The organism is Thalassovita sp., assembly GCF_965218685.1.
GTDB lineage: Bacteria > Pseudomonadota > Alphaproteobacteria > Rhodobacterales > Rhodobacteraceae > Thalassobius.
This window is the reverse complement of sequence record NZ_OZ244657.1, coordinates 212,663-231,831: the sequence shown is the minus strand read 5'-3', so window position 1 is coordinate 231,831 and position 19,169 is coordinate 212,663. Positions and strand designations below refer to the sequence as shown.

Below are 19,169 nucleotides of genomic sequence, written 5' to 3'. Positions count from 1 at the left end.
CGCTCCATGCCCTTAATTCCCCAATTATGAAACAGCTTCTGAGTACGACCGACCCGACGATCATCGCCTTTGCAAAAGCTTTGCTTCAGGGCGAGGGTATAGACTGCTTTGAAATGGACGTAAATATGAGCGTGCTTGAGGGCGGGATAGGTCTTTTCCCGCGGCGCCTGATGGTGGCCAGCGACGATTATGTGCCTGCTGCCCGGGTTTTGACCGACAACGGGATTGCGCTGGATGGATGAGCTAAGCTGCGATGACTTCCTGGGCGGACGGGTGCGTATCTGGCAGCCCAAGAAAGGATACCGCGCCGGTGTAGATCCCGTGTGGCTGGCCGCCTCGGTACCGGCCAAGGCAGGGCAACGCGTGCTCGAGCTGGGATGCGGGGCAGGGACGGCCTCGTTGTGCTTGGCCGCGCGGGTGCCGGGGGTGCAGCTGACCGGGGTCGAATTGCAGCCCGGCTATGCAGAGCTGGCGCGACGGAACGCCGCTGAAAATGGTGCCCAGATGCAGGTGTTTACCGCCGATCTGACGGCCCTGCCAGCCGAGTTGCGCGACGCTCAGTTCGACCACGTGATCGCCAATCCACCTTATTTCAAACGCTCTGACGGGTCTGCCGCGCAGGATGCCGGTCGCGATGTGGCGCTGGCTGGTGAAACCCCTTTGACGCAATGGGTCGAGGTGGCCGCGCGGCGCTGCAAACCCAAGGGCTATGTGACTTTCATCCAGCGCATTGAGCGCCTGCCTGAGCTTATGAGCGCCATGCAGGCCCGCCTTGGCAGTCTGGAGCTGGTGCCCTTCTTGCCCCGTCAGGGCCGGGCGCCCCAGTTGTTCCTGCTGCGCGGTCGCAACGGCGGACGGGCCGATTTTCGGCTGCATCCGGGGGTCGTCGTGCACGACGGCGTGGCGCATAATGGCGATGGTGAGGATTACTCGCAGCTGATCAGTTCTGTGCTGCGGAACGGGGCGGCGCTGCCGTTCTAAGCCACATCTTGCCGCATCCCTCAAATTAAGCCCAAAATTTCTGCGCTGCCGCGTGACAGAGAGCGATTCTTGTGCTGCACTTGTCATGCTAATTTTACATTGAGAGGAGAATGCCCATGAGCTTGAGTTCGCACGTCGAGGAACTGAAGAAGAAACACCTGTCCCTCTCGCAGCGAGTCGAAGAGGCGCAACGCGCCCCTGGCTCCAGCGACGCCGAGATCGCCGATCTCAAAAAGCAGAAACTGCGTCTCAAGGAAGAGATTAGCCGTCTCGAGATGGCCTGATTACGAGTTAAGGCTGGCGCGCGCGGCCAAGGCTGCGCCGCCGGTGATCAACAGGGCCGAGATGGCCAGCGCCCAACTGGGTTGCGCCACGCCCACCCCAACCAAAACCAGGGTTGAAAGCAGCGGAGCCGCGTAAGAAGCGACGCCAAGCAGTTGAATATCCCCGCGTTTTACCCCGATATCCCAAACATAGAACGCCAGCCCGACGGGCCCAAGTCCCAACGCAATGGTTGACGCCCAGCCGATGCCGCCCTGCGGCCACACGGTCTGTTCCGTGGCCAGATGCAGCAGTGCGGACAGAATCGCGGTGGCAACGCAGAAGATGGCCACGGTCTCGGTCGGGGCGTCGCCGATGTGGCGGGACAGGACGGAATAACTGCTCCACATCAGGGCGCACCCCAACGCCAGAAGATAGCCGGGCAAGGCGTCTGGGTCGAAACCTGCGCCTCCGCCTCCGATGATTAGGGCCGCGCCCAGAAACCCGATGATCGCGCCCAGGATGTGCCCGCTCTTGAGTGATTCGCCGGGCAGCAGGCCGGAAAACAGCACGATCAACAAAGGCCAGAGATAGGCGATCAGCCCTGCCTCGGCCGCTGGGGCAAGGCGCAGGGCGCTGAAATACAGCGCGTGATAGCCGAACAGGCCGACCGTGCCAAAAATATAAACCCGCAGCGGCACCGCGCGCAGACGTGAAAACCCACCCGTCATCCCAGTCCAGATCAGGCCGATTGTACCGCCGATGGCAAAGCAGATCGCGTTCAGCAGCAAGGGTGGCGTGGGGGCCGAACCGACGGTGAACAGCGCCAAAAGCGCCCACAACAGAACAGCGATAAAACCAATCGCGGTGGCGCGGGTGGAGCTCATGATGCGGGGATGTCCTCGACCGGGATAATTTCGAAATCGTCCGAGATATGCGCGGTTTTCTCGATCTCTGCAAGAAACCAGTCGCGGAACGCCGCGATCGGTGCGCGTTTCTCGGCGCCTTTTACGCAAAGAAAGCGAAAGCGCGCCTTGGTCTCGATCGCCAGTTTGAAGGGGGTGACCAGGCGTCCCTCCATCACGTCCTTGATGATCATCGGGCGCCGACCCAGGGCCACGCCCGCACCCGTCACGGCCGCATCAATCGCGTGATCGGCGTTCGAGAAATGAAGCCCTCTGCTGGGAGGAAAGGTCAGCCCGGCAGCGCGGAACCAGGTGGGCCAGTCGCAGCGTGGGTTCAGAAAATCAATCGAATCATCGTACAGCAGCGGCGCGTGTTCCAAGCTTTGGGGGGTGGGGTATTGCGCGGCCAGTTCGGGCGTCATCACCGGGGTCAGCCACTCTTTGCGCGCGGGTACCGAATACAGGTCGTCAAAATCGTCATAGCCGAAGCGGATGGCCACATCGACGTCATCACGCTCCAGATCGATGATCTTCAGCGTGGCCGAGAAGCGCAGCTCGATTTCGGGGTGGGCGCGGGCGAAATCGAACAGGCGCGGGGCCAGCCATTTGGCCGTCAGTGCGGGGCCGGCGGTGATTGTCAGGCTGCTGTCGTCCAGCAGGCGGCGCGTCGCACGCCAGGCGCCGGCAAGCGTTTGGAACCCCTCGGCTGTGCCGGGGGCCAGGGTCTTGCCAGCCTCGGTCAGTTCAACCGCGCGGTTCAGACGGCGAAAAAGCGGCGTTCCTAGATGCTCTTCCAGAGATTTAATCTGAAAGGACAGCGCGGCGGGGGTCACGTGCAATTCGTCGGCGGCCTTGGCAAAAGACATGTGACGAGAGGCGGCCTCGAAGGCGCGCAGTGCGGTCAATGGGGGCAGGCGTTCGGTCATATCACTTAAGTACAGCTTAATCGAAGTGGTGAAAAGTCTCGTTTGTCAGCTTTGGATGCAGGGATCATATTGATTGCAGTTAAGAATTTTGCAGCAAAGGAGGCCGGTATGTACGAAGCAACCGCAAATGCCCGCACCAAGAAAGCCCTGGACAAAGCCCATGCCGAACGTGGCGCCGCGCTGCGCCTGTTGGTCAAGGCTCTGTTCCGCACGAGGGGTCAGACCAGAAATATTCCGCTGAGCGCTGCTCTTACGGGATCGCCCCGCTGACCCAATCCGGGACTTACGAGGCACGAAAAAGGGCCGGTCGCAGGACCGGCCCTTTGCGTTTCTGACTAGCGACGATCAGACGAAGAACTGAGCGCCGTTGGCCGAAATCGTCGAACCGTTGACAAAGCCCGCATCGTCCGAAGCCAGGAAGGATACGCAGCGTGCGATTTCTTCAGGCTCGCCCAAACGGCCGGCAGGGATCTGACCGATGATCGATTCGCGGACCTTCTCGGGAACAGCCATCACCATCTCGGTGGCGATGTAGCCGGGGCAAACGGCGTTGGCGGTGATGCCAGCGCGGGCGCCTTCCTGGGCCAGCGACTTGATAATGCCCAGATCACCGGCTTTGGTCGCGGCATAGTTTACCTGAGCGAACTGACCTTTCTGACCGTTGATCGAGCTGATCACGACGATTCGGCCGAATTTGCGCTCGCGCATACCTGGCCAAATCGGGTGAACGGTGTTGAACACGCCGGTCAGGTTCGTGTCGATGACTTCTTGCCACTGCTGAGGAGTCATCTTGTGGAACGGAGCGTCACGGGTGATGCCGGCGTTTGCGACAACGATGTCGATCGGGCCCAGTTCTTCTTCGACCTTGGCGATGCCTGCAGCCGAACTTTCATAGTCGCCGACATTCCACTTGTAGGTCTTGATGCCGGTTTCCGCGGTGAATTTCGCTGCGGCTTCGTCATTTCCGGCATAGGTGGCTGCAACGGTGCAACCGTCCGCTTGCAGGGCTTTCGAAATGGCTGCGCCGATGCCGCGCGAACCGCCGGTGACGAGTGCTACTCTTGCCATGGTCTTCCTCCAAATTGGCTTAATATCTTGGTAACTCTGTTACTCTTTATGTCTCGTGTGCGCAATATTGTTGCGCGATAAAAGCGACCCCATAATGCAATTTTTTCGCTTTTGCAGCGTTGCGAAGCAGGGCCATGGAACAAAAAAGGGGGCGCCATGACAGCGCCCCCGGATTAACGGTCAAACCGTCAAATTCCTTAGGGACGCTCGAGGCACATGGCCACGCCCATACCGCCGCCGATACACAGCGTCGCCAGGCCTTTCTTGGCCTCACGACGCTTCATTTCAAACAGCAGGGTGTTCAGGATACGGCAGCCCGAGGCACCGATCGGGTGACCGATGGCGATGGCGCCGCCGTTCACGTTTACGATCGACGGATCCCAGCCCATGTCCTTGTTCACGGCGCAGGCTTGCGCGGCGAAGGCTTCGTTGGCTTCGATCAGATCCAGATCGCCCACGGCCCAGCCAGCTTTGTCCAGTGCCTTGCGCGACGCATAGATCGGGCCGACGCCCATGATCGACGGGTCCAGGCCAGCGGTGGCGTACGAGGCGATGCGGGCCAGTGGCTCCAAGCCGCGTTTTTCGGCTTCGTCAGCGCTCATCAGCAGCACAGCGGCCGCACCATCGTTCAGACCCGAGGCATTCGCCGCGGTGACCGAGCCATCCTTGGCGAAGGCGGGGCGCAGTTTCTGCATGGCTTCCATGGTGGCGCCGTGGCGGATGTATTCGTCTTTATCGACGACGATTTCACCCTTGCGGGTCTTGACGGTGAAGGGGATCACCTCGTCATCGAACTTGCCTGCCTTTTGGGCAGCCTCGGCTTTGTTCTGCGAAGCAACGGCGAATTCGTCCTGCATGTCGCGGCTGATCTGCCACTGTTCAGCAACGTTTTCAGCAGTTTGACCCATGTGGTAGCCGTTGAACGCGTCCCACAGACCATCGCGAATCATCGAGTCGATGTACTTGACGTCGCCCATCTTGGTGCCGGCACGCAGGTGCGCAACGTGGGGGCTGAGGGTCATGTTTTCCTGGCCGCCCGCGGCGACAATATTCGCGTCACCCAGTTGGACGTGCTGAGCACCCAGTGCGACGGCGCGCAGACCCGAACCACAGACCTGGTTGATGCCCCAGGCAGCGCTTTCTTTCGGCAGGCCGGCGTTGATATGAGCCTGACGCGCGGGGTTTTGACCCTGTCCACCGGTCAGAACCTGACCCAGAATCGTCTCGGAAACCTCGGATTTGTCGATGCCAGCGCGCTCTACAATGGCTTCCAGAACGGAAGCGCCCAGATCGTGCGCAGGGGTGTTTGCGAAAGAGCCGCTAAACGAACCGACGGCCGTGCGGGCTGCCGAAACGATTACAACATTGGTCATGTTCATCCTCCACCAATTGTCTGGTCAAGGAGCGCCGGGCGCGCAGTGTGCGGGCCCTGGACTCCCCGCCTTAACGTCACGTCATAAAACAATGGCCGCACTGCGGCAACTGCGGAGAATTGCCGCGCCGCAGCGTTGCCTAGGCGCGCTGACGGTTTTGGCCCAGGGCCGGTTCTTTCCAAGGTGGGTGAATGGTCGGAGCGCCAAAATAATAACCTTGCAGGCAGTCCACCCCGATTTGCTGTAACCATTTGACATCAGATATAGATTCTACGGATTCGGCGACCGTGAACATGTCGAACTGCCGTGCGATAGCGACCATGGCCTTGGTCAGGACCTGATTATCCGGGTCCGTATGGATATTGCGAATAAACTCACCATCTATTTTCAGGATATCGAAATAGAAGTCGCGCAGATATCTGAACGATGTATAGCCCGCGCCGAAATCATCCAGCGCAAAGCTGATTCCCTTACGTTGCAGGTCCGACATGAAGCGGACGACCAGCTCGGGCACGGTCATCGCCGATCGTTCCGTGATCTCCAGGATCAGGCGTTCGGCAACGGTTGGGTCGGCGCGCAGTCCGCGTTTGAGCGTGTCCGTCCAGGGCGGATACCCGATCGAGCGGGCGGACATGTTGATGGACAGACGAATTTGTGGTGAATCGCGCAGTGCCTTCAGACCTTTTTCCAGGGCCAGACAGTCGATTTTTCGCCCGATCTCGGTCTCTTCGATCTGGTCGATGAAATCGCGCGCGGGGATGATGCGCCCGGTTTCGTCAAACAGCCGGATCAACCCTTCGTAAAAGGCGGTTTGCGAGGTGCGGGCAGTTTGAACCACGGGCTGATAGGCCAGTGCGACCTGTTTGTGCTTCACTGCCTCTTGGACCATCTGGATCACCATGGCGTCGCGCGCAGCCACGGCCGCGTCCAGGGGCGATTGCTGATCTGGCAGCACCTCTTTCCATTTCTTGCTGTTCCGCTTGCCCACGATTCTCTCCGGGTTTTTTGCCACGGACACATTGCGGCCTCAGACCTTAGCAGATGTTTAATATTCACATTTTGTTCTAATTTTCGCAAAATGATCGAAGACGCGTAATCGAGGTGAAAATGAACGAGCGATGCAGCTGGGCGGGGCCCGGTCAGATCTATTTGGACTACCACGATTACGAATGGGGCGTGCCAGAATACGACAGTCGCGCGCTGTGGGAAAAGCTGATTCTGGATGGGTTCCAGGCGGGGCTGAGTTGGATCACGATCCTGAAGAAGCGTGATAATTTTCGCGAGGCTTTTCAGGGATTTGATCCGAATGTGATAGCAACCTGGGGTCCGTCCGAGGTTGCCCGTCTGCTGCAAAATCCCGGAATTGTGCGTCATCGCGGTAAGATCGAAGCCGCGATAACCAACGCGCAGGCTTGGCAGCGTATCGAGGCGGACGAGGGCTTTGACCGCTTCCTTTGGAAATATGTGGACTTCAAGCCCTTGCAGAACCAATGGACTTCGATGGCCCAGGTTCCCGCCTCGACAAAAATTTCAGAACAAATTTCGAAGGATTTGAAGAAAGCGGGCTTCAAGTTTTGCGGCCCCACCATCGTCTATGCATTCATGCAGGCATGTGGGATGGTGAATGACCACTTGGTTGATTGCCCGTGTCATGGCCCTGTGGCTGCACAAGGAAAGGGCGGCCTGCCCGGTTAGAACCCGGGCGAGCCGCGGTCGTTGGGGTTGGCGGCCAGATGGCGGGCTTTGATCTGCTCGGATGTCTCGCGACTGCCATCATGGCTCCAGCCGGGGGGCGCCACCGCGTACATCAGCCGCTGACGCAAGCTGAGGCCGGGGCGCAGGATGTCGCGCAGCACGCCAAGCCATTCATGAAAGGCGACACGCAGTGGGTTGAACGTTCCCAGGTTGCGCACCAGCCCGTATTCAACCTTGTCCTCTTCCAGCTCGGGGACGAAGGTGCCGAACATCTTGTCCCAGACGATGAAAACCCCGGCATAGTTGGCATCCAGATAGCGTGGGTTGCGGCCGTGGTGGACGCGGTGGTGGCTGGGCGTGTTCATGATCGCCTCGAACCAGCGGGGCAGCTTGCCGATCGCCTCGGTATGGATCCAGAACTGGTAGATCAGGTTCAGCCCGCCGCAAAACAGGACCATCGCGGGGTGAAATCCCAGCAGGATCAAAGGCGCGCGCAGGATCATCATGAAGGTGAACGTTCCCGTCCAGGTCTGTCGCAGCGCCGTTGTCAGGTTGTAATGCTGGCTGGAGTGGTGGTTCACATGACTGGCCCAGACCCAGCGGATGCGGTGGCCAAACCGGTGCACCCAGTAATACCGCAGGTCGTCCAGAACAAAGCACAGCGCCACCACCCACCACGAGATCCCCAGATCCAGCGGCGTGAGCGTCCACAGAAACATGAAAAACCCATAGGCTACGAAACCCAACAGAATCCCGGCGGCCACATTGCCTGCGCCCATGATCAGGCTGGTCAGCGCGTCGCGGGTTTCGTACCGCCCGCCCCGGCGTTTGATCACGATCCAGATCAGCTCGATCAGGATGGCGGCGATGAAAAAGGGTACGGCCCATTGCACCACGTCAGGATATGTCGGATCGCTCATCTTGATTCCTCGATTTTCGCGCGCCACTGGCGGGCTTCGTCCTTGTCCAGATGCAGTTGGATGCGCGGCGCGGTGAAGTCGGGTAGTTCGACCGTCAGCCCCTTGCGCCAGGGCTTTACCTCGGCCCCCAAAAGCAGCCGCGCGGCACCGTCAACGCCCATGGGCCAAACCAGGCCAAGGCCATTCGGACTGACGACCAGCGCATAGTGCTGGTTTTTGGACATCAATATGGAAGAGGGTGCCTGTCCGGGAAATTCGGTCAGCCAGACCCGCCGAACCGCGTCCTCGTCTTCAAAAACGCGCCGGCTGCTTAGACCCAGCAGGTGCAAAAGGACGCCGATTCCAAGGATCCCCCCTGACACCAGCAACAGCAAGATGGACAAACTCATACTCTCCTCCTGTTTCAATGAAACGGAGAGGAACAGCATTTGTCAAAACTTTCCCTGTGTTTACGCAAAGACAGCGCTATTGAGGGTCATTCTCGGGCTTGAGGCGGGCGCGCTCCAGCAGGGCGGCGACCATCGCGCGCGCCTCGTCCGAGTGCCAGTCTGCATCGCCCATCAGCCGGCCGATTTCTTGACCCTCAGGGGTCACGACCACGGTCACCGGCAGGCCGAGCACCGACATTTTTCGCGCCAACGCCTGTTTGGGGTCGCGGTGCAGCGGCAGGTTGGTCACGCCGATCTGGTCAAAGAATTTCTTCATCGCGGGCGCAGGATTGCGCCCCGTGGCGATGGTGACGACCTGGAAATCCTCACCGCCGAATTCGTCCTGAAGGGCTGCCAGGGCGGGCATTTCCTTGCGACAGGGCGCACACCATGTCGCCCAGAAGTTCACCAGAAGGGTTTTGCCCTGATAATCTGTCAGCGTTATCTCACTGCCGTCCTCGGCGAAAAACACCACATCGGGGATAGCCTTGGCGTCCGAATGCAGGTTCAGTTTCTTCATATCGCCCACGCGCAACGCCTCAAGCGCGGCATCAGCCGCCAGCGACGTATTTGCACCAAGCGCCAAGGCCGTATAAAGGACGATCCGGTAAAACCTGTGCATGACACCTCCTAGGGGCCAATAATGACTGACAAATCCTCGAACCAGATGTGGGGCGGCCGCTTTGCCGCCGGTCCTGACGCGATCATGGAGGCGATCAATGCCTCGATCGGGTATGACCAGCGTATGGCAGCGCAGGATATCGCCGGCTCCAGGGCCCATGCCGCCATGTTGGCTGCGACGGGCATCATTACTGATAACGACGCCGAGGTCATTCGGGAAGGCCTGCTCACGGTCTTGTCAGAAATCGAGGGCGGGACGTTTGAATTTTCCACCGCGTTGGAAGACATCCACATGAATGTGGAGGCCCGGCTGAAAGAAATCATCGGCGAGCCAGCGGGCCGTCTGCATACTGCGCGGTCGCGCAACGACCAGGTTGCAACGGATTTCAAACTGTGGACGCGCGATCAGATCGACGCGGCCATCGACGGGATCGAGGCACTGATCAAATCCCTGATGGGCCAGGCCGAGGCGGGCGCCGATTGGGTTATGCCCGGTTTCACCCATTTGCAAACCGCACAGCCCGTGACCTGGGGCCATCACATGATGGCCTATGTCGAAATGTTCGGCCGAGACCTGTCGCGCTTCCGCGATGCGCGCGCCCGTATGAACGAAAGCCCGCTTGGCTCGGCTGCGCTGGCTGGCACGTCCTTCCCGATTGATCGTGAAATGACCGCCCATGCTCTGGGCTTTGATCGCCCGACGGCGAATTCGCTGGATGCCGTGGCCGACCGCGATTTCGCGTTGGAGTTCCTGTCCTGCGCCTCGATTACCGCGATGCACCTGAGCCGTTTCGCAGAAGAGCTGGTGATCTGGTCCTCGGCCCAGTTCCGGTTCGTCACCATGTCGGACAAATGGTCGACCGGTTCGTCCATCATGCCGCAAAAACGCAACCCTGACGCGGCCGAGCTGCTGCGCGCCAAGATCGGCCGCATCTTCGGCGCCAATGTCGCCCTGATGACCGTGATGAAGGGCCTGCCGCTGGCCTATTCCAAGGACATGCAGGAAGACAAGGAGCAGGTCTTTGATGCCGCCGACAGTCTGATGCTGGCCCTGGCCGCGATGACCGGTATGGTCAGCGACATGACCGGGAATCGCGAAAATCTGGCGGCTGCTGCGGGCTCGGGTTTCTCGACCGCGACGGATCTGGCCGACTGGCTGGTGCGCGAGCTGAACCTGCCGTTCCGCGATGCTCACCACGTGACCGGATCGCTGGTCGCCATGGCTGAAGGCAAAGGCTGCGATCTGCCCGAGCTGACGTTGGAGGACATGCAGTCCGTACATGCTGACATCACTCAGGCCGTTTTCGACGTGCTGGGGGTTGATAATTCGGTTGCTTCGCGCATGTCTTATGGGGGCACTGCGCCTGCGCAGGTGCGGGCCCAGATCGCGCGTTGGAAGGAAACCTTGGGATGAAACACCTCGCCGCTGTGACCCTGCTGATGCTGGCTGCCTGCGGCGTGGATGGCGAACCTGTCCCGCCCGTGGATATAGCTGTCTCAGCGGCCTCGGCGGCTGCGGTCAAGGCCGAGTGATGCCCGCCCCGCGCTGGATATTCCTCGGCTTGGCCATTTGGGGCGCCATTCATCCAATGTACTACTTCATCGGCTGGTTCAGCGAAAACGGGCTGGACCTTGGCGCGATGATCGATGCCTGGCACGCCAATCAGGCCAGCAGTGGCCTGGTCTGGGATCTGACTATCGCGGCGATTGCGCTGACTGTCTGGATCATTGCCGAAACCTTTGGCACCAAACGTTGGCGCGGCCTTTGGGCGATCCCGGCGACGTTCTGCATCGGGGTCAGCTGCGGGCTGCCGCTTTACCTGTTTTTGCGCGGTATCCGTCGGCGCGCTGAATAATCCAAACGCGCCCTTTTGCACGCGATTGAATTGCCGCTTCTTTCTGCTATGACGCTGTGAAACCAGCCTAAGGACGGATAGATGGACCATTTTCTGTACAAAAACGGCGAGCTTTTCGCCGAGGACGTGCCCGTTTCAGAGATCGTGGCCGCTGTCGGCTCGCCCGTTTATATCTATTCGACGGCCACGCTGCTGCGCCATTTCCGTCTGTTTGACGAAGCTTTGGCCGGGACCGAGCACGTGGTCTGCTATGCCATGAAGGCCGCCAGCAACCAGGCGATCCTCAAAACGCTGGCTGCTGCCGGCGCGGGTATGGACGTGGTCTCGGGCGGGGAATACGCGCGGGCCAAAGCCGCAGGCGTGCCCGGGGACAAGATCGTGTTTTCCGGTGTGGGTAAAACCCAAGAGGAAATGCGCGCCGCTCTGGAAGGTGGCATTCGTCAGTTCAACCTGGAATCCGAACCCGAGATGGAGCGCCTGAACCAGGTCGCCATGTCCATGGGGGTTCAGGCGCCTGTGACCGTACGGATCAATCCCGACGTAGACGCCAAGACCCACGCCAAGATCGCCACCGGGAAGTCCGAGAACAAGTTCGGCATCCCGATCTCTCGCGCAAAAGAGGTGTATGCCCACGCCGCCAGCCTGCCGGGCCTGAAGGTGGTCGGCATCGACGTGCATATCGGCAGCCAGCTGACCGACCTGGAGCCGTTCCGTTTGGCCTATCGCAAGGTGGCCGAGCTGACTGAAACGCTGCGCGCCGAAGGGCACGACATCCAGCGCCTGGATCTGGGCGGCGGGCTTGGCATTCCCTACACCCGCTCGAACGAGGCCCCGCCGCTACCGGTGGAATACGGCGCAATGATCCGCGAAGAGCTGGGCCATCTGGGCTGCGAGATCGAGATCGAGCCCGGCCGTCTGATCGCCGGCAACGCGGGCATCATGGTGTCCGAGGTGATCTATGTGAAATCCGGCGAGGGCCGGGATTTCCTGATTATCGACGCCGCGATGAATGATCTGGTGCGCCCCGCCATGTACGAGGCCCATCACGACATCATTCCTGTCATCGAAGCGGAAACCGGCGTCGAGCAGGCCGCCATCGACATCGTGGGGCCGGTTTGCGAATCCGGTGACACCTTTGCCAAGCAACGCTTGATGCCGCCGCTGAAATCCGGCGATCTGGTCGCGTTCCGCTCGGCCGGGGCTTATGGCGCGGTGATGAGCAGCGAATATAACTCGCGCCCCCTGATCCCCGAAGTTTTGGTCAATGGGGATCAATTCGCCGTCATTCGGGCCCGTCCGACCTTTGACGAAATCATAAACCGCGATACCATTCCTGAATGGCTGTGATGCGATCCCCGCGTCCGGCCCTGTTGGAGATGGCATGGCTGACGCAGATCGTACGGTCCTGACAAAAATCCGCTGGCCCCTGCGCCTGACCTGGGCGGGGCTGATGGCCGAGCGTATCACGCGGGCCTTCTGGCCCCTGTGGTCGGTGGTTATGCTGGCGGCAGCCGTGCTGATGCTGGGTCTTCAGGATCACATCATGGTCGAGCTTGTCTGGGCGTTGGCCGTATTGGTTTCTCTGGCCAGCGCTGCCTTCATGGTTCTGGGGTTGCGCCGCTTTCGCATGCCCCACCGCGCCGAGGCGCTTGAGCGGTTGGATGGAACCCTGAAAGGGCGCCCGATCCAGACCCTGTTGGACGATCAGGCCATCGGCGCCGGCGACGCACAATCCGAGGCGCTTTGGCGCGCTCACCAGGCACGCATGGCCAAGCGTGCAGCAACGGCCCGGGGCGTGCGCCCCAACCTGACCCTGACGCAGCGCGATCCCTTTGCCCTGCGATATGTCGCCATTCTTGGCCTGTCCGTGGCGATGCTGTTCGGCACCTGGAGCAAAGTGCATTCTGTCACCGGCATGGGGCCGGGCAGCGGCTCGGGCCTTGCCGTGGGCCCCTCGTGGGAGGGGTGGATCGAACCACCCGCCTATACCGGCCTTCCGGTGCTGTACCTAGCCGATCAGGGCGACAGTCTGAAAATTCCACAAAACAGCCGCGTTACTCTGCGTTTCTACGGAGAGCTGGGCGCCTTGACCCTGGACGAAACCGTTTCTGGCCGGATCGGCGAGGTGCCCCCGGCCTCGGATCCGGCACAGGATTTTGTGGTGACCCGCGCGGGCGATCTGGCCATCCAGGGCGTCGGCGGGCGCAGCTGGCAGGTGGCTTTGCTGCCCGATACCGCGCCCGAGGTGATGATCACCGGCGAGGCCGAGACCAACGTGGACGGCCAGATGAGCCTGCCGTTCGCGGCCAAGGATGATTACGGGGTCACGGGCGGCTCGGTGCTGATCTCTTTGGACATGCAGGCGCTGGACCGCCGCTATGGTTTGTCCATCGATCCCGAACCGCGCGCGCCTATCCAGATGGAACTGCCGATGCCGATCACAGGCAACCGCGCAGATTTCACCGAGCTTTTGATCGAAAACTTCTCGGAACACCCTTGGGCGCATCTTCCCGTTCGGTTCGAGCTGACGGCGATGGATGCTGCGGATCAGGCGGGGGTGGCTGCCCCTGTCAGCATGCCATTGCCCGCCCGGCGTTTCTTTGACCCGGTGGCCTCGGCGCTGATCGAACAGCGGCGCGATTTGCTGTGGAACCGCGCGAACGCCCCTCGTATCGCGCAGCTGATGCGCGCCATCTCGTGGCAGCCGGAAGAACAGCTTTTCCCCGACGAGGCGAACTATCTGCGGTTCCGTTTCATCCTGCGCCGGATGGAAGCCTATGCGGCCGAAGGGATGTCCAAGCCCCAACAAGAAGAACTGGCCAAGGCCCTGTGGGATCTGGCCATCGAAATCGAAGACGGCGATCTGGATGACGCCATGGAACGGATGAAGCGCGCGCAGGAACGCTTGAGCGAGGCGATGAAGAACGGTGCATCAGAGCAGGAAATCGCCCGGCTGATGCAGGAGTTGCGCGAAGCCACGCAAGACTATCTGCGACAACGCTCGCGTCAGGCGCAGCGCGAACAGGAAGAAACCGACGAGGATATGCGCGGCGCTGAGAATTCGGTGCAGATGGGCATGGATGATTTGCAGCGCATGATGGACCACATTCAGGACCTGATTGAACAGGGCCGTATGGCCGAAGCACAAGAAGCGATGCGCCAGTTCCAGGAAATGATGGAAAACATGCAGATGGCCCAGGGCGGGCAGGGCGGTCAGTCCCCCGGCGAGCAGGCAATGGAAGAACTGGGAGAAAGCCTGCGCGAACAACAGGGTCTGTCGGATCAGGCCTTCCGCGATCTGCAGGAACAGTACAATCCCGGCGCAAACTCGGGACAGTCGCAAGGCAACGAAGGGCGTAACGGCGGGCAGGGCCGCGGTGAAAGTCACGAAGGTCAGGGCGGTGAAAACGGCGAACAGGGTGAGGGCGAACAGGGTTCTCTGGCAGAGCGCCAGCAGGCCCTGCGGGACGAGTTGGAGCGCCAACGCCGCAGCTTGCCGGGTGCGGGCACTCAGGGTGGGGATGCAGCCCGCGAAGCCCTGAAAGAGGCCGAGCGCGCGATGGAAGGCGCCGAAGAAGCCTTGCGGCAGGACGATCTGCCAGGGGCGATCGACAAACAAGCCGACGCAATGGAGGCGCTGCGCGAAGGTATTCGCAATCTTGGCGATGCAATGGCCGAGGCCGGGCGTCGGCAACAGGGTGGCGATGGTCAGGAAACGGGCAATGCACAGGCCAACAGCCGCGACCCACTGGGCCGCAACCCCGGCTCTCGGGGCGGGGATGTGGGCACGCAAGAGGATCTGCTGCAAGGCGAAGATGTCTATCGTCGCGCGCGCGAATTGCTTGATGAAATCCGACGCCGCTCGGGTGAAGGGGAGCGCTCGAGTGAAGAGCTGGACTATCTCCGGCGTCTGCTGGAACGGTTTTGAGAGGTACCAAAAGGAGCGCGCCATCGCGCGCGCTGGATGTCTCGGGACCGGCTAATGGCCGTTCCCTCGGACGTGACGCCAAGGAACTTGGTTGCGCGAAATCAGTTCGGGAGCGTGAGGTCCGCGAGGGGTTGAATTCGCCGCAGGCGAAGAAGGGGCGTGCCCCTTTTGCCTGAGCACAGCGCCTACAGGCGCTGTGTGAGGTGTCGAGTGCGCCGGAAGGCGCCCCGCTGGATCAAGAGTTTAGTGAACGTCCTTGTAGTTGATCTCTTTGCGGTCTTCTCCAGGGCCAGTTTTCTGGCGACGGACGATCAGACGGTTCAGGGCGTTCACATAGGCGCGCACGCTGGCGACCACAGTGTCGGTATCTGCCGACGAGCCGGTCGCGATGCGGCCGTCCTCTTCGATCTTGACGGTGACCGTAGCCTGTGCGTCGGTACCTTCGGTCACGGCGTGAACCTGATAAAGCTGCAGGCGTGCCGCATGGGGGTACAGCATTTTCACGCAGTTGAAGGCTGCATCTACCGGGCCGTCGCCAGTGGCGTCGATGGATTTTTCCTCGCCATCGATGGACAAGGTCATCTCGGCCTCTTGCGGGCCGTCGGTGCCGCAGACCACGCGCAGGCGTTTCAGCTGCAGCGTATCGCCTTCGTCTTGCACCTCCTGGTCGTTGACCATGGCGATCAGATCGTCGTCAAATACCTCTTTCTTGCGGTCGGCCAGGGCCTTGAAGCGGACGAAGACGTCGTTCAACTGGTTCTCGCCCAGCTCGTAGCCAAGCTCTTCCATCTTCGCGCGCAGGGCGGCACGGCCCGAGTGTTTGCCCAAGGGCAGAGAGGTACCAGACAGACCGATATCCTCAGGCACCATGATCTCAAAATTCTCGCGGTTCTTCAGCATGCCGTCTTGGTGGATGCCGGATTCATGCGCAAAGGCGTTTTTGCCCACGATCGCTTTGTTGAACTGCACCGGAAAGCCCGACACGGTCGCCACGCGGCGCGAGATATTCATGATCTTTGTGGTGTCGATCTGGGTGCGATAGGGCATGATGTCGTTGCGTACGCGCAGGGCCATCACGACCTCTTCCAGGGCCGTGTTGCCCGCGCGTTCGCCCAGCCCGTTGATGGTGCATTCGATCTGGCGGGCACCGGCCTCGACCGCGGCCAGTGCGTTCGCTGTCGCCATGCCAAGGTCATTGTGGCAGTGGGTCGCAAAGACGATTTCATCCGCGCCGGGGACGCGCTCCAGCAGCATTTTGATCAGGTCAGCGGATTCGCGCGGGGCGGTATAACCAACGGTATCGGGGATGTTGATGGTTGTGGCGCCGGCCTTGATTGCGATCTCGATCACGCGGCACAGATAGTCATGTTCCGTGCGCGTGGCATCCATCGGCGACCACTGCACATTGTCGCACAGATTGCGGGCGTGACTGACGGTTTCGTGGATCTTGTCGGCCATTTCATCCATGGTCAGATCGGGGATCGCGCGGTGCAGCGGCGAGGTGCCGATAAAGGTGTGGATGCGCGGGCTGGCCGAATGTTTCACGGCCTCAAAACAGCGGTCGATATCCTTGAAATTCGCACGCGCCAGGCCACAAATGGTCGAATTCTTGGAGCGTTCGGCGATTTCCTTCACCGCTTTGAAGTCACCTTCCGAGGCGATCGGAAAGCCAGCCTCGATGATGTCGACGCCCATGTCGTCCAGCATTTCAGCGATTTCCAGCTTTTCATCGTGGGTCATCGTCGCGCCGGGGGATTGTTCGCCATCACGCAGAGTCGTGTCGAAAATCAAGACGTGGTCTTGTTTGGATTTATCGGTCATGTCGGGTCTCTTTTTTGAAGTCTGCTAAAGCCTGTGGCGCGAAAATCAAGCACATCCTCTGAGCGGTCGCGCCGGGAAATGGCACGCTCAGAGGCGGCTTAGCAGTAGCAGGGCAGCATAGGGCAACGCGCCGTCGGTGCGGCGTGCGGTTGCGGTGATATGGCCCAAAGTGATCATAGGCAGATTTATAGGAGCGCCGCGTCGAAAAGAAAAGCGTCAATTTGCCCGCATTGATCGCAGAGGCTTGGGCGCTAGGTGGCCTCTCATGCAAAGAGCTTTGATCATCGGCGCCTCGGGCGGGATTGGCGGCGCGATCGCAGCGGCGCTTGGCGCGCGCGGGGTCACGGTGAGGGGCCTGTCGCGCAGTGTAGACGGGCTGGATATCACGGACGAGGCCAGCGTTGCAGCGGCGCTGCGCGCGCTTGAGCCGGGGTTCGATCTGGTTTTCGTCGCCACGGGGCAGCTGCCGGGTGCGGGTGCGGCGCCCGAAAAGTCGCTTAGAATGCTAACGCCGCAGGCCATGATGGATCAGTTCGCGGTCAACTGTATCGGCCCGGCGCTGGTGCTGAAACATGCGCTGCGCCTGTTGCCGCGGGATCGGCACGCGGTTTTCGCGGCGCTTTCGGCGCGGGTTGGGTCCATCGAAGATAACCGTCTGGGTGGATGGTATTCCTATCGCGCGGCCAAGGCGGCGTTGAACCAGGTCATCCACACCGGCGCGATCGAGCTGGCGCGCACCCATCCTCGGGCGGTTTGCGTGGCGTTGCATCCCGGAACGGTGGCAACGGATTTCACGTCCAATTACACGGACCGGCACCCGACGGTGACCCCGTCCGAGGCGGCCCAGAACCTGCTGGCAGTGATCAACGGGCTGAAGCCCGCTCAGACGGGCCGATTCTACGATTGGGCGGGTAAGCCCGTGCCCTGGTAGGGCCCCCGGGTTATTCTGTCAGCAAGGCGCCGTTTTCCCATTGGCCAACCTCTTCCTGGCCGCTGGCATAGCGCATGGTGCCCGCGCCCTGACGCTTGCCGTCTTTGAACATGCCCTCATAGACATCTCCGTTGGCGTAGGTTGCGGTGCCGCGTCCGTTGATGGCGCCCGCTTTCCATTCGCCCTCGTATTTGAAACCATCAGAGGCCGTGATCATCCCGGTGCCCTCGCGCTGGCCATCCACGAACTGACCGACATAGATCATGCCGTTGGGATAGGTCGCGGTGCCCTGACCGTGGCGTTTGCCCGCCTGCCATTCGCCTTCATAGCGGTACCCGTCGGGGTAGGTCATGATGCCGTTGCCGTGGTTCTTGGCGTCGACAAAGCCGCCCTCGTAGACGGCGCCGTTGCGATAGGTGGCGGTGCCCTGACCTTCGATCACGCCAGCGCGCCATTCGCCTTCATAGGTGGCGCCATCGGGATAGGTGATCTTGCCCACGCCGTCCTCGGCCCCGCCGCGGAACTGACCGGAATAGCTGGAGCCATCGGGATAGGTAACGGTGCCGTCGCCCTCGATCTGGCCTGCCACCCAGGTGCCTTCATAGCGATAGCCATCGGTTCCGGTGAACACGCCCTGACCCTGGCGACGATCATCGACGAATTCGCCGTCATAGACATCGCCATTGTCATAGGTGACCTTGCCCAGCCCCTCGCGGCGGCCGTTGATCAGCATGCCTTCGTAAACATCGCCATTGCTTTGGGTAAGCTTGCCCTGGCCGTGGATTTGGCCGTTCTGCCACAGGCCTGCATAGACCATGCCGTCGGACATGGTCAGGGTGCCCTGACCCTCGCGAGTGCCGCGTTTGACTTGGCCTTCGTAAACTGCGCCATCGGGATAGGTGATGGTGCCGAACCCGTCCTTCACCCCGTTTACCCAATCGCCGTCATAGACATACCCGCCCGGCGTGCGCATGACGCCTCGCCCGTGGTGCATCGCGTTCTTGAATGCGCCTTCAAAGCGGGTGCCGTTGGCATACATCGCCACGCCTGATCCTGTGATTTTGCCCGCAACCCAGTCCCCTTCATAGGTCGAGCCATCAGTGAACACGATTTTGCCCAGCCCTTCGGGTTTACCATTGGCGAACTCACCCTCATAGACCGAGCCATTGGGGAATCGCGCCACGCCCTGTCCGCGGATTTCCCCGGCGACCCATTCGCCGGTATATTCGTACCCGTTGGGCAGCCGGTAGGTGCCGGTGCCGTGCTGCAATCCGTCCTTGAACGTGCCCTCGTAGACACCGCCATCCTCGTATTGCTTGGTCTGAACGCCCCCGTCCTGGGCCCAAACGGGGGCGGACGCTGCCATCGCTCCGGCCAGAGCGGCGACGAAAAGGATGCGCGAATTTGCCATGAAAGACCTGCCTGCGGATTGACGGTTGCCTGTTTGCGTTGCCC

At 60.9% G+C, this 19,169-nt stretch carries 21 protein-coding genes; 11 read left to right on the top strand and 10 right to left on the bottom strand.

Annotation, left to right across the window (positions count from 1 at the left end):
- Positions 1 to 26: 26 nt before the first annotated feature.
- From ACOQOQ_RS01250 to ACOQOQ_RS01240, 3 genes are all read left to right on the top strand, one after another.
- Positions 27 to 242 (top strand): DUF2007 domain-containing protein, encoded by a 216-nt coding sequence (locus ACOQOQ_RS01250; RefSeq protein ID WP_420569708.1) that lies wholly within the window; start codon positions 27 to 29, stop codon positions 240 to 242.
- A complete protein-coding gene (locus ACOQOQ_RS01245; RefSeq protein ID WP_420568347.1) occupies positions 235 to 981 on the top strand; it encodes a tRNA1(Val) (adenine(37)-N6)-methyltransferase in 747 nt (248 codons plus the stop codon). The genes ACOQOQ_RS01250 and ACOQOQ_RS01245 overlap by 8 nt, the downstream gene beginning before the upstream one ends.
- A 116-nt stretch (positions 982 to 1,097) precedes the next feature.
- Positions 1,098 to 1,265: a YdcH family protein gene (locus ACOQOQ_RS01240; protein WP_420568346.1), complete on the top strand. Its 168-nt coding sequence runs from the start codon at positions 1,098 to 1,100 to the stop codon at positions 1,263 to 1,265.
- Here the strand turns inward: ACOQOQ_RS01240 and ACOQOQ_RS01235 are convergent, their stop codons facing one another.
- The gene (locus ACOQOQ_RS01235) at positions 1,266 to 2,129 is read right to left on the bottom strand and encodes a DMT family transporter (protein ID WP_420568345.1); all 864 of its coding nucleotides are present in this window, start codon (positions 2,127 to 2,129) and stop codon (positions 1,266 to 1,268) included. It lies immediately after the preceding gene.
- Positions 2,126 to 3,073, bottom strand: a complete 948-nt coding sequence (locus tag ACOQOQ_RS01230; protein WP_420568344.1) for a transcriptional regulator GcvA — start codon at positions 3,071 to 3,073, stop codon at positions 2,126 to 2,128. Before ACOQOQ_RS01230 ends, ACOQOQ_RS01235 begins: the two co-directional genes overlap by 4 nt.
- Positions 3,074 to 3,181: 108 nt before the next feature.
- Here ACOQOQ_RS01230 and ACOQOQ_RS01225 point away from each other — a divergent pair, with 108 nt between their 5' ends.
- Positions 3,182 to 3,343 (top strand): hypothetical protein, encoded by a 162-nt coding sequence (locus ACOQOQ_RS01225; RefSeq protein WP_420568343.1) that lies wholly within the window; start codon positions 3,182 to 3,184, stop codon positions 3,341 to 3,343.
- A 75-nt stretch (positions 3,344 to 3,418) separates the two neighbouring features.
- On the opposite strand, the gene phbB is transcribed toward ACOQOQ_RS01225, so the two are convergent.
- The 3 genes from phbB to ACOQOQ_RS01210 all read right to left on the bottom strand — a co-directional run bounded on the left by phbB (position 3,419) and on the right by ACOQOQ_RS01210 (position 6,502).
- Positions 3,419 to 4,141, bottom strand: a complete 723-nt coding sequence (gene phbB / locus ACOQOQ_RS01220) for an acetoacetyl-CoA reductase (RefSeq protein WP_420568342.1) — start codon at positions 4,139 to 4,141, stop codon at positions 3,419 to 3,421.
- Between the two features lie 197 nt (positions 4,142 to 4,338).
- Positions 4,339 to 5,514 (bottom strand): acetyl-CoA C-acetyltransferase, encoded by a 1,176-nt coding sequence (locus tag ACOQOQ_RS01215; protein ID WP_420568341.1) that lies wholly within the window; start codon positions 5,512 to 5,514, stop codon positions 4,339 to 4,341.
- A 139-nt stretch (positions 5,515 to 5,653) separates the two neighbouring features.
- Positions 5,654 to 6,502, bottom strand: a complete 849-nt coding sequence (locus tag ACOQOQ_RS01210) for an EAL domain-containing protein (protein ID WP_420568340.1) — start codon at positions 6,500 to 6,502, stop codon at positions 5,654 to 5,656.
- A 119-nt stretch (positions 6,503 to 6,621) separates the two neighbouring features.
- On the opposite strand from ACOQOQ_RS01210, the gene ACOQOQ_RS01205 reads away from it, so the two are divergent.
- The gene (locus ACOQOQ_RS01205) at positions 6,622 to 7,209 is read left to right on the top strand and encodes a DNA-3-methyladenine glycosylase I (protein ID WP_420568339.1); all 588 of its coding nucleotides are present in this window, start codon (positions 6,622 to 6,624) and stop codon (positions 7,207 to 7,209) included.
- On the opposite strand, the gene ACOQOQ_RS01200 is transcribed toward ACOQOQ_RS01205, so the two are convergent.
- The 3 genes from ACOQOQ_RS01200 to ACOQOQ_RS01190 form a co-directional block, all read right to left on the bottom strand.
- Entirely contained in the window at positions 7,206 to 8,129 is a 924-nt protein-coding gene (locus ACOQOQ_RS01200; protein WP_420568338.1) for a sterol desaturase family protein, read from the bottom strand. The two genes, ACOQOQ_RS01205 and ACOQOQ_RS01200, sit on opposite strands and share 4 nt — an antisense overlap.
- On the bottom strand, positions 8,126 to 8,518 hold the full coding sequence (locus tag ACOQOQ_RS01195; RefSeq protein WP_420568337.1) for a hypothetical protein: 393 nt from the start codon (positions 8,516 to 8,518) through the stop codon (positions 8,126 to 8,128). The genes ACOQOQ_RS01200 and ACOQOQ_RS01195 overlap by 4 nt, the downstream gene beginning before the upstream one ends.
- Positions 8,519 to 8,594: 76 nt before the next feature.
- A complete protein-coding gene (locus ACOQOQ_RS01190) occupies positions 8,595 to 9,179 on the bottom strand; it encodes a TlpA family protein disulfide reductase (protein ID WP_420568336.1) in 585 nt (194 codons plus the stop codon).
- Between the two features lie 21 nt (positions 9,180 to 9,200).
- Between ACOQOQ_RS01190 and argH the strand changes: the two genes are divergently transcribed.
- From argH to ACOQOQ_RS01165, 5 genes are all read left to right on the top strand, one after another.
- Positions 9,201 to 10,592, top strand: coding sequence for an argininosuccinate lyase (gene argH, locus ACOQOQ_RS01185; RefSeq protein WP_420568335.1), 1,392 nt, complete (start codon positions 9,201 to 9,203; stop codon positions 10,590 to 10,592).
- The gene (locus ACOQOQ_RS01180; protein ID WP_420568334.1) at positions 10,589 to 10,711 is read left to right on the top strand and encodes a hypothetical protein; all 123 of its coding nucleotides are present in this window, start codon (positions 10,589 to 10,591) and stop codon (positions 10,709 to 10,711) included. The genes argH and ACOQOQ_RS01180 overlap by 4 nt, the downstream gene beginning before the upstream one ends.
- Positions 10,712 to 10,767: 56 nt before the next feature.
- Positions 10,768 to 11,034 (top strand): DUF2834 domain-containing protein, encoded by a 267-nt coding sequence (locus ACOQOQ_RS01175; RefSeq protein ID WP_420568333.1) that lies wholly within the window; start codon positions 10,768 to 10,770, stop codon positions 11,032 to 11,034.
- Between the two features lie 81 nt (positions 11,035 to 11,115).
- A complete protein-coding gene (gene lysA, locus ACOQOQ_RS01170; RefSeq protein ID WP_420568332.1) occupies positions 11,116 to 12,381 on the top strand; it encodes a diaminopimelate decarboxylase in 1,266 nt (421 codons plus the stop codon).
- A 34-nt stretch (positions 12,382 to 12,415) separates the two neighbouring features.
- Complete coding sequence (locus ACOQOQ_RS01165) at positions 12,416 to 14,962, top strand: TIGR02302 family protein (RefSeq protein ID WP_420568331.1); 2,547 nt, start codon at positions 12,416 to 12,418, stop codon at positions 14,960 to 14,962.
- 243 nt (positions 14,963 to 15,205) lie between these two features.
- Here ACOQOQ_RS01165 and ACOQOQ_RS01160 read toward each other — a convergent pair whose 3' ends face one another.
- On the bottom strand, positions 15,206 to 16,783 hold the full coding sequence (locus tag ACOQOQ_RS01160) for a 2-isopropylmalate synthase (RefSeq protein ID WP_420568330.1): 1,578 nt from the start codon (positions 16,781 to 16,783) through the stop codon (positions 15,206 to 15,208).
- A 265-nt stretch (positions 16,784 to 17,048) separates the two neighbouring features.
- Between ACOQOQ_RS01160 and ACOQOQ_RS01155 the strand changes: the two genes are divergently transcribed.
- Positions 17,049 to 17,714, top strand: coding sequence for an SDR family NAD(P)-dependent oxidoreductase (locus ACOQOQ_RS01155; protein WP_420568329.1), 666 nt, complete (start codon positions 17,049 to 17,051; stop codon positions 17,712 to 17,714).
- 10 nt (positions 17,715 to 17,724) lie between these two features.
- On the opposite strand, the gene ACOQOQ_RS01150 is transcribed toward ACOQOQ_RS01155, so the two are convergent.
- The gene (locus ACOQOQ_RS01150; RefSeq protein ID WP_420569707.1) at positions 17,725 to 19,080 is read right to left on the bottom strand and encodes an MORN repeat-containing protein; all 1,356 of its coding nucleotides are present in this window, start codon (positions 19,078 to 19,080) and stop codon (positions 17,725 to 17,727) included.
- Between the last annotated feature and the right edge of the window lie 89 nt (positions 19,081 to 19,169).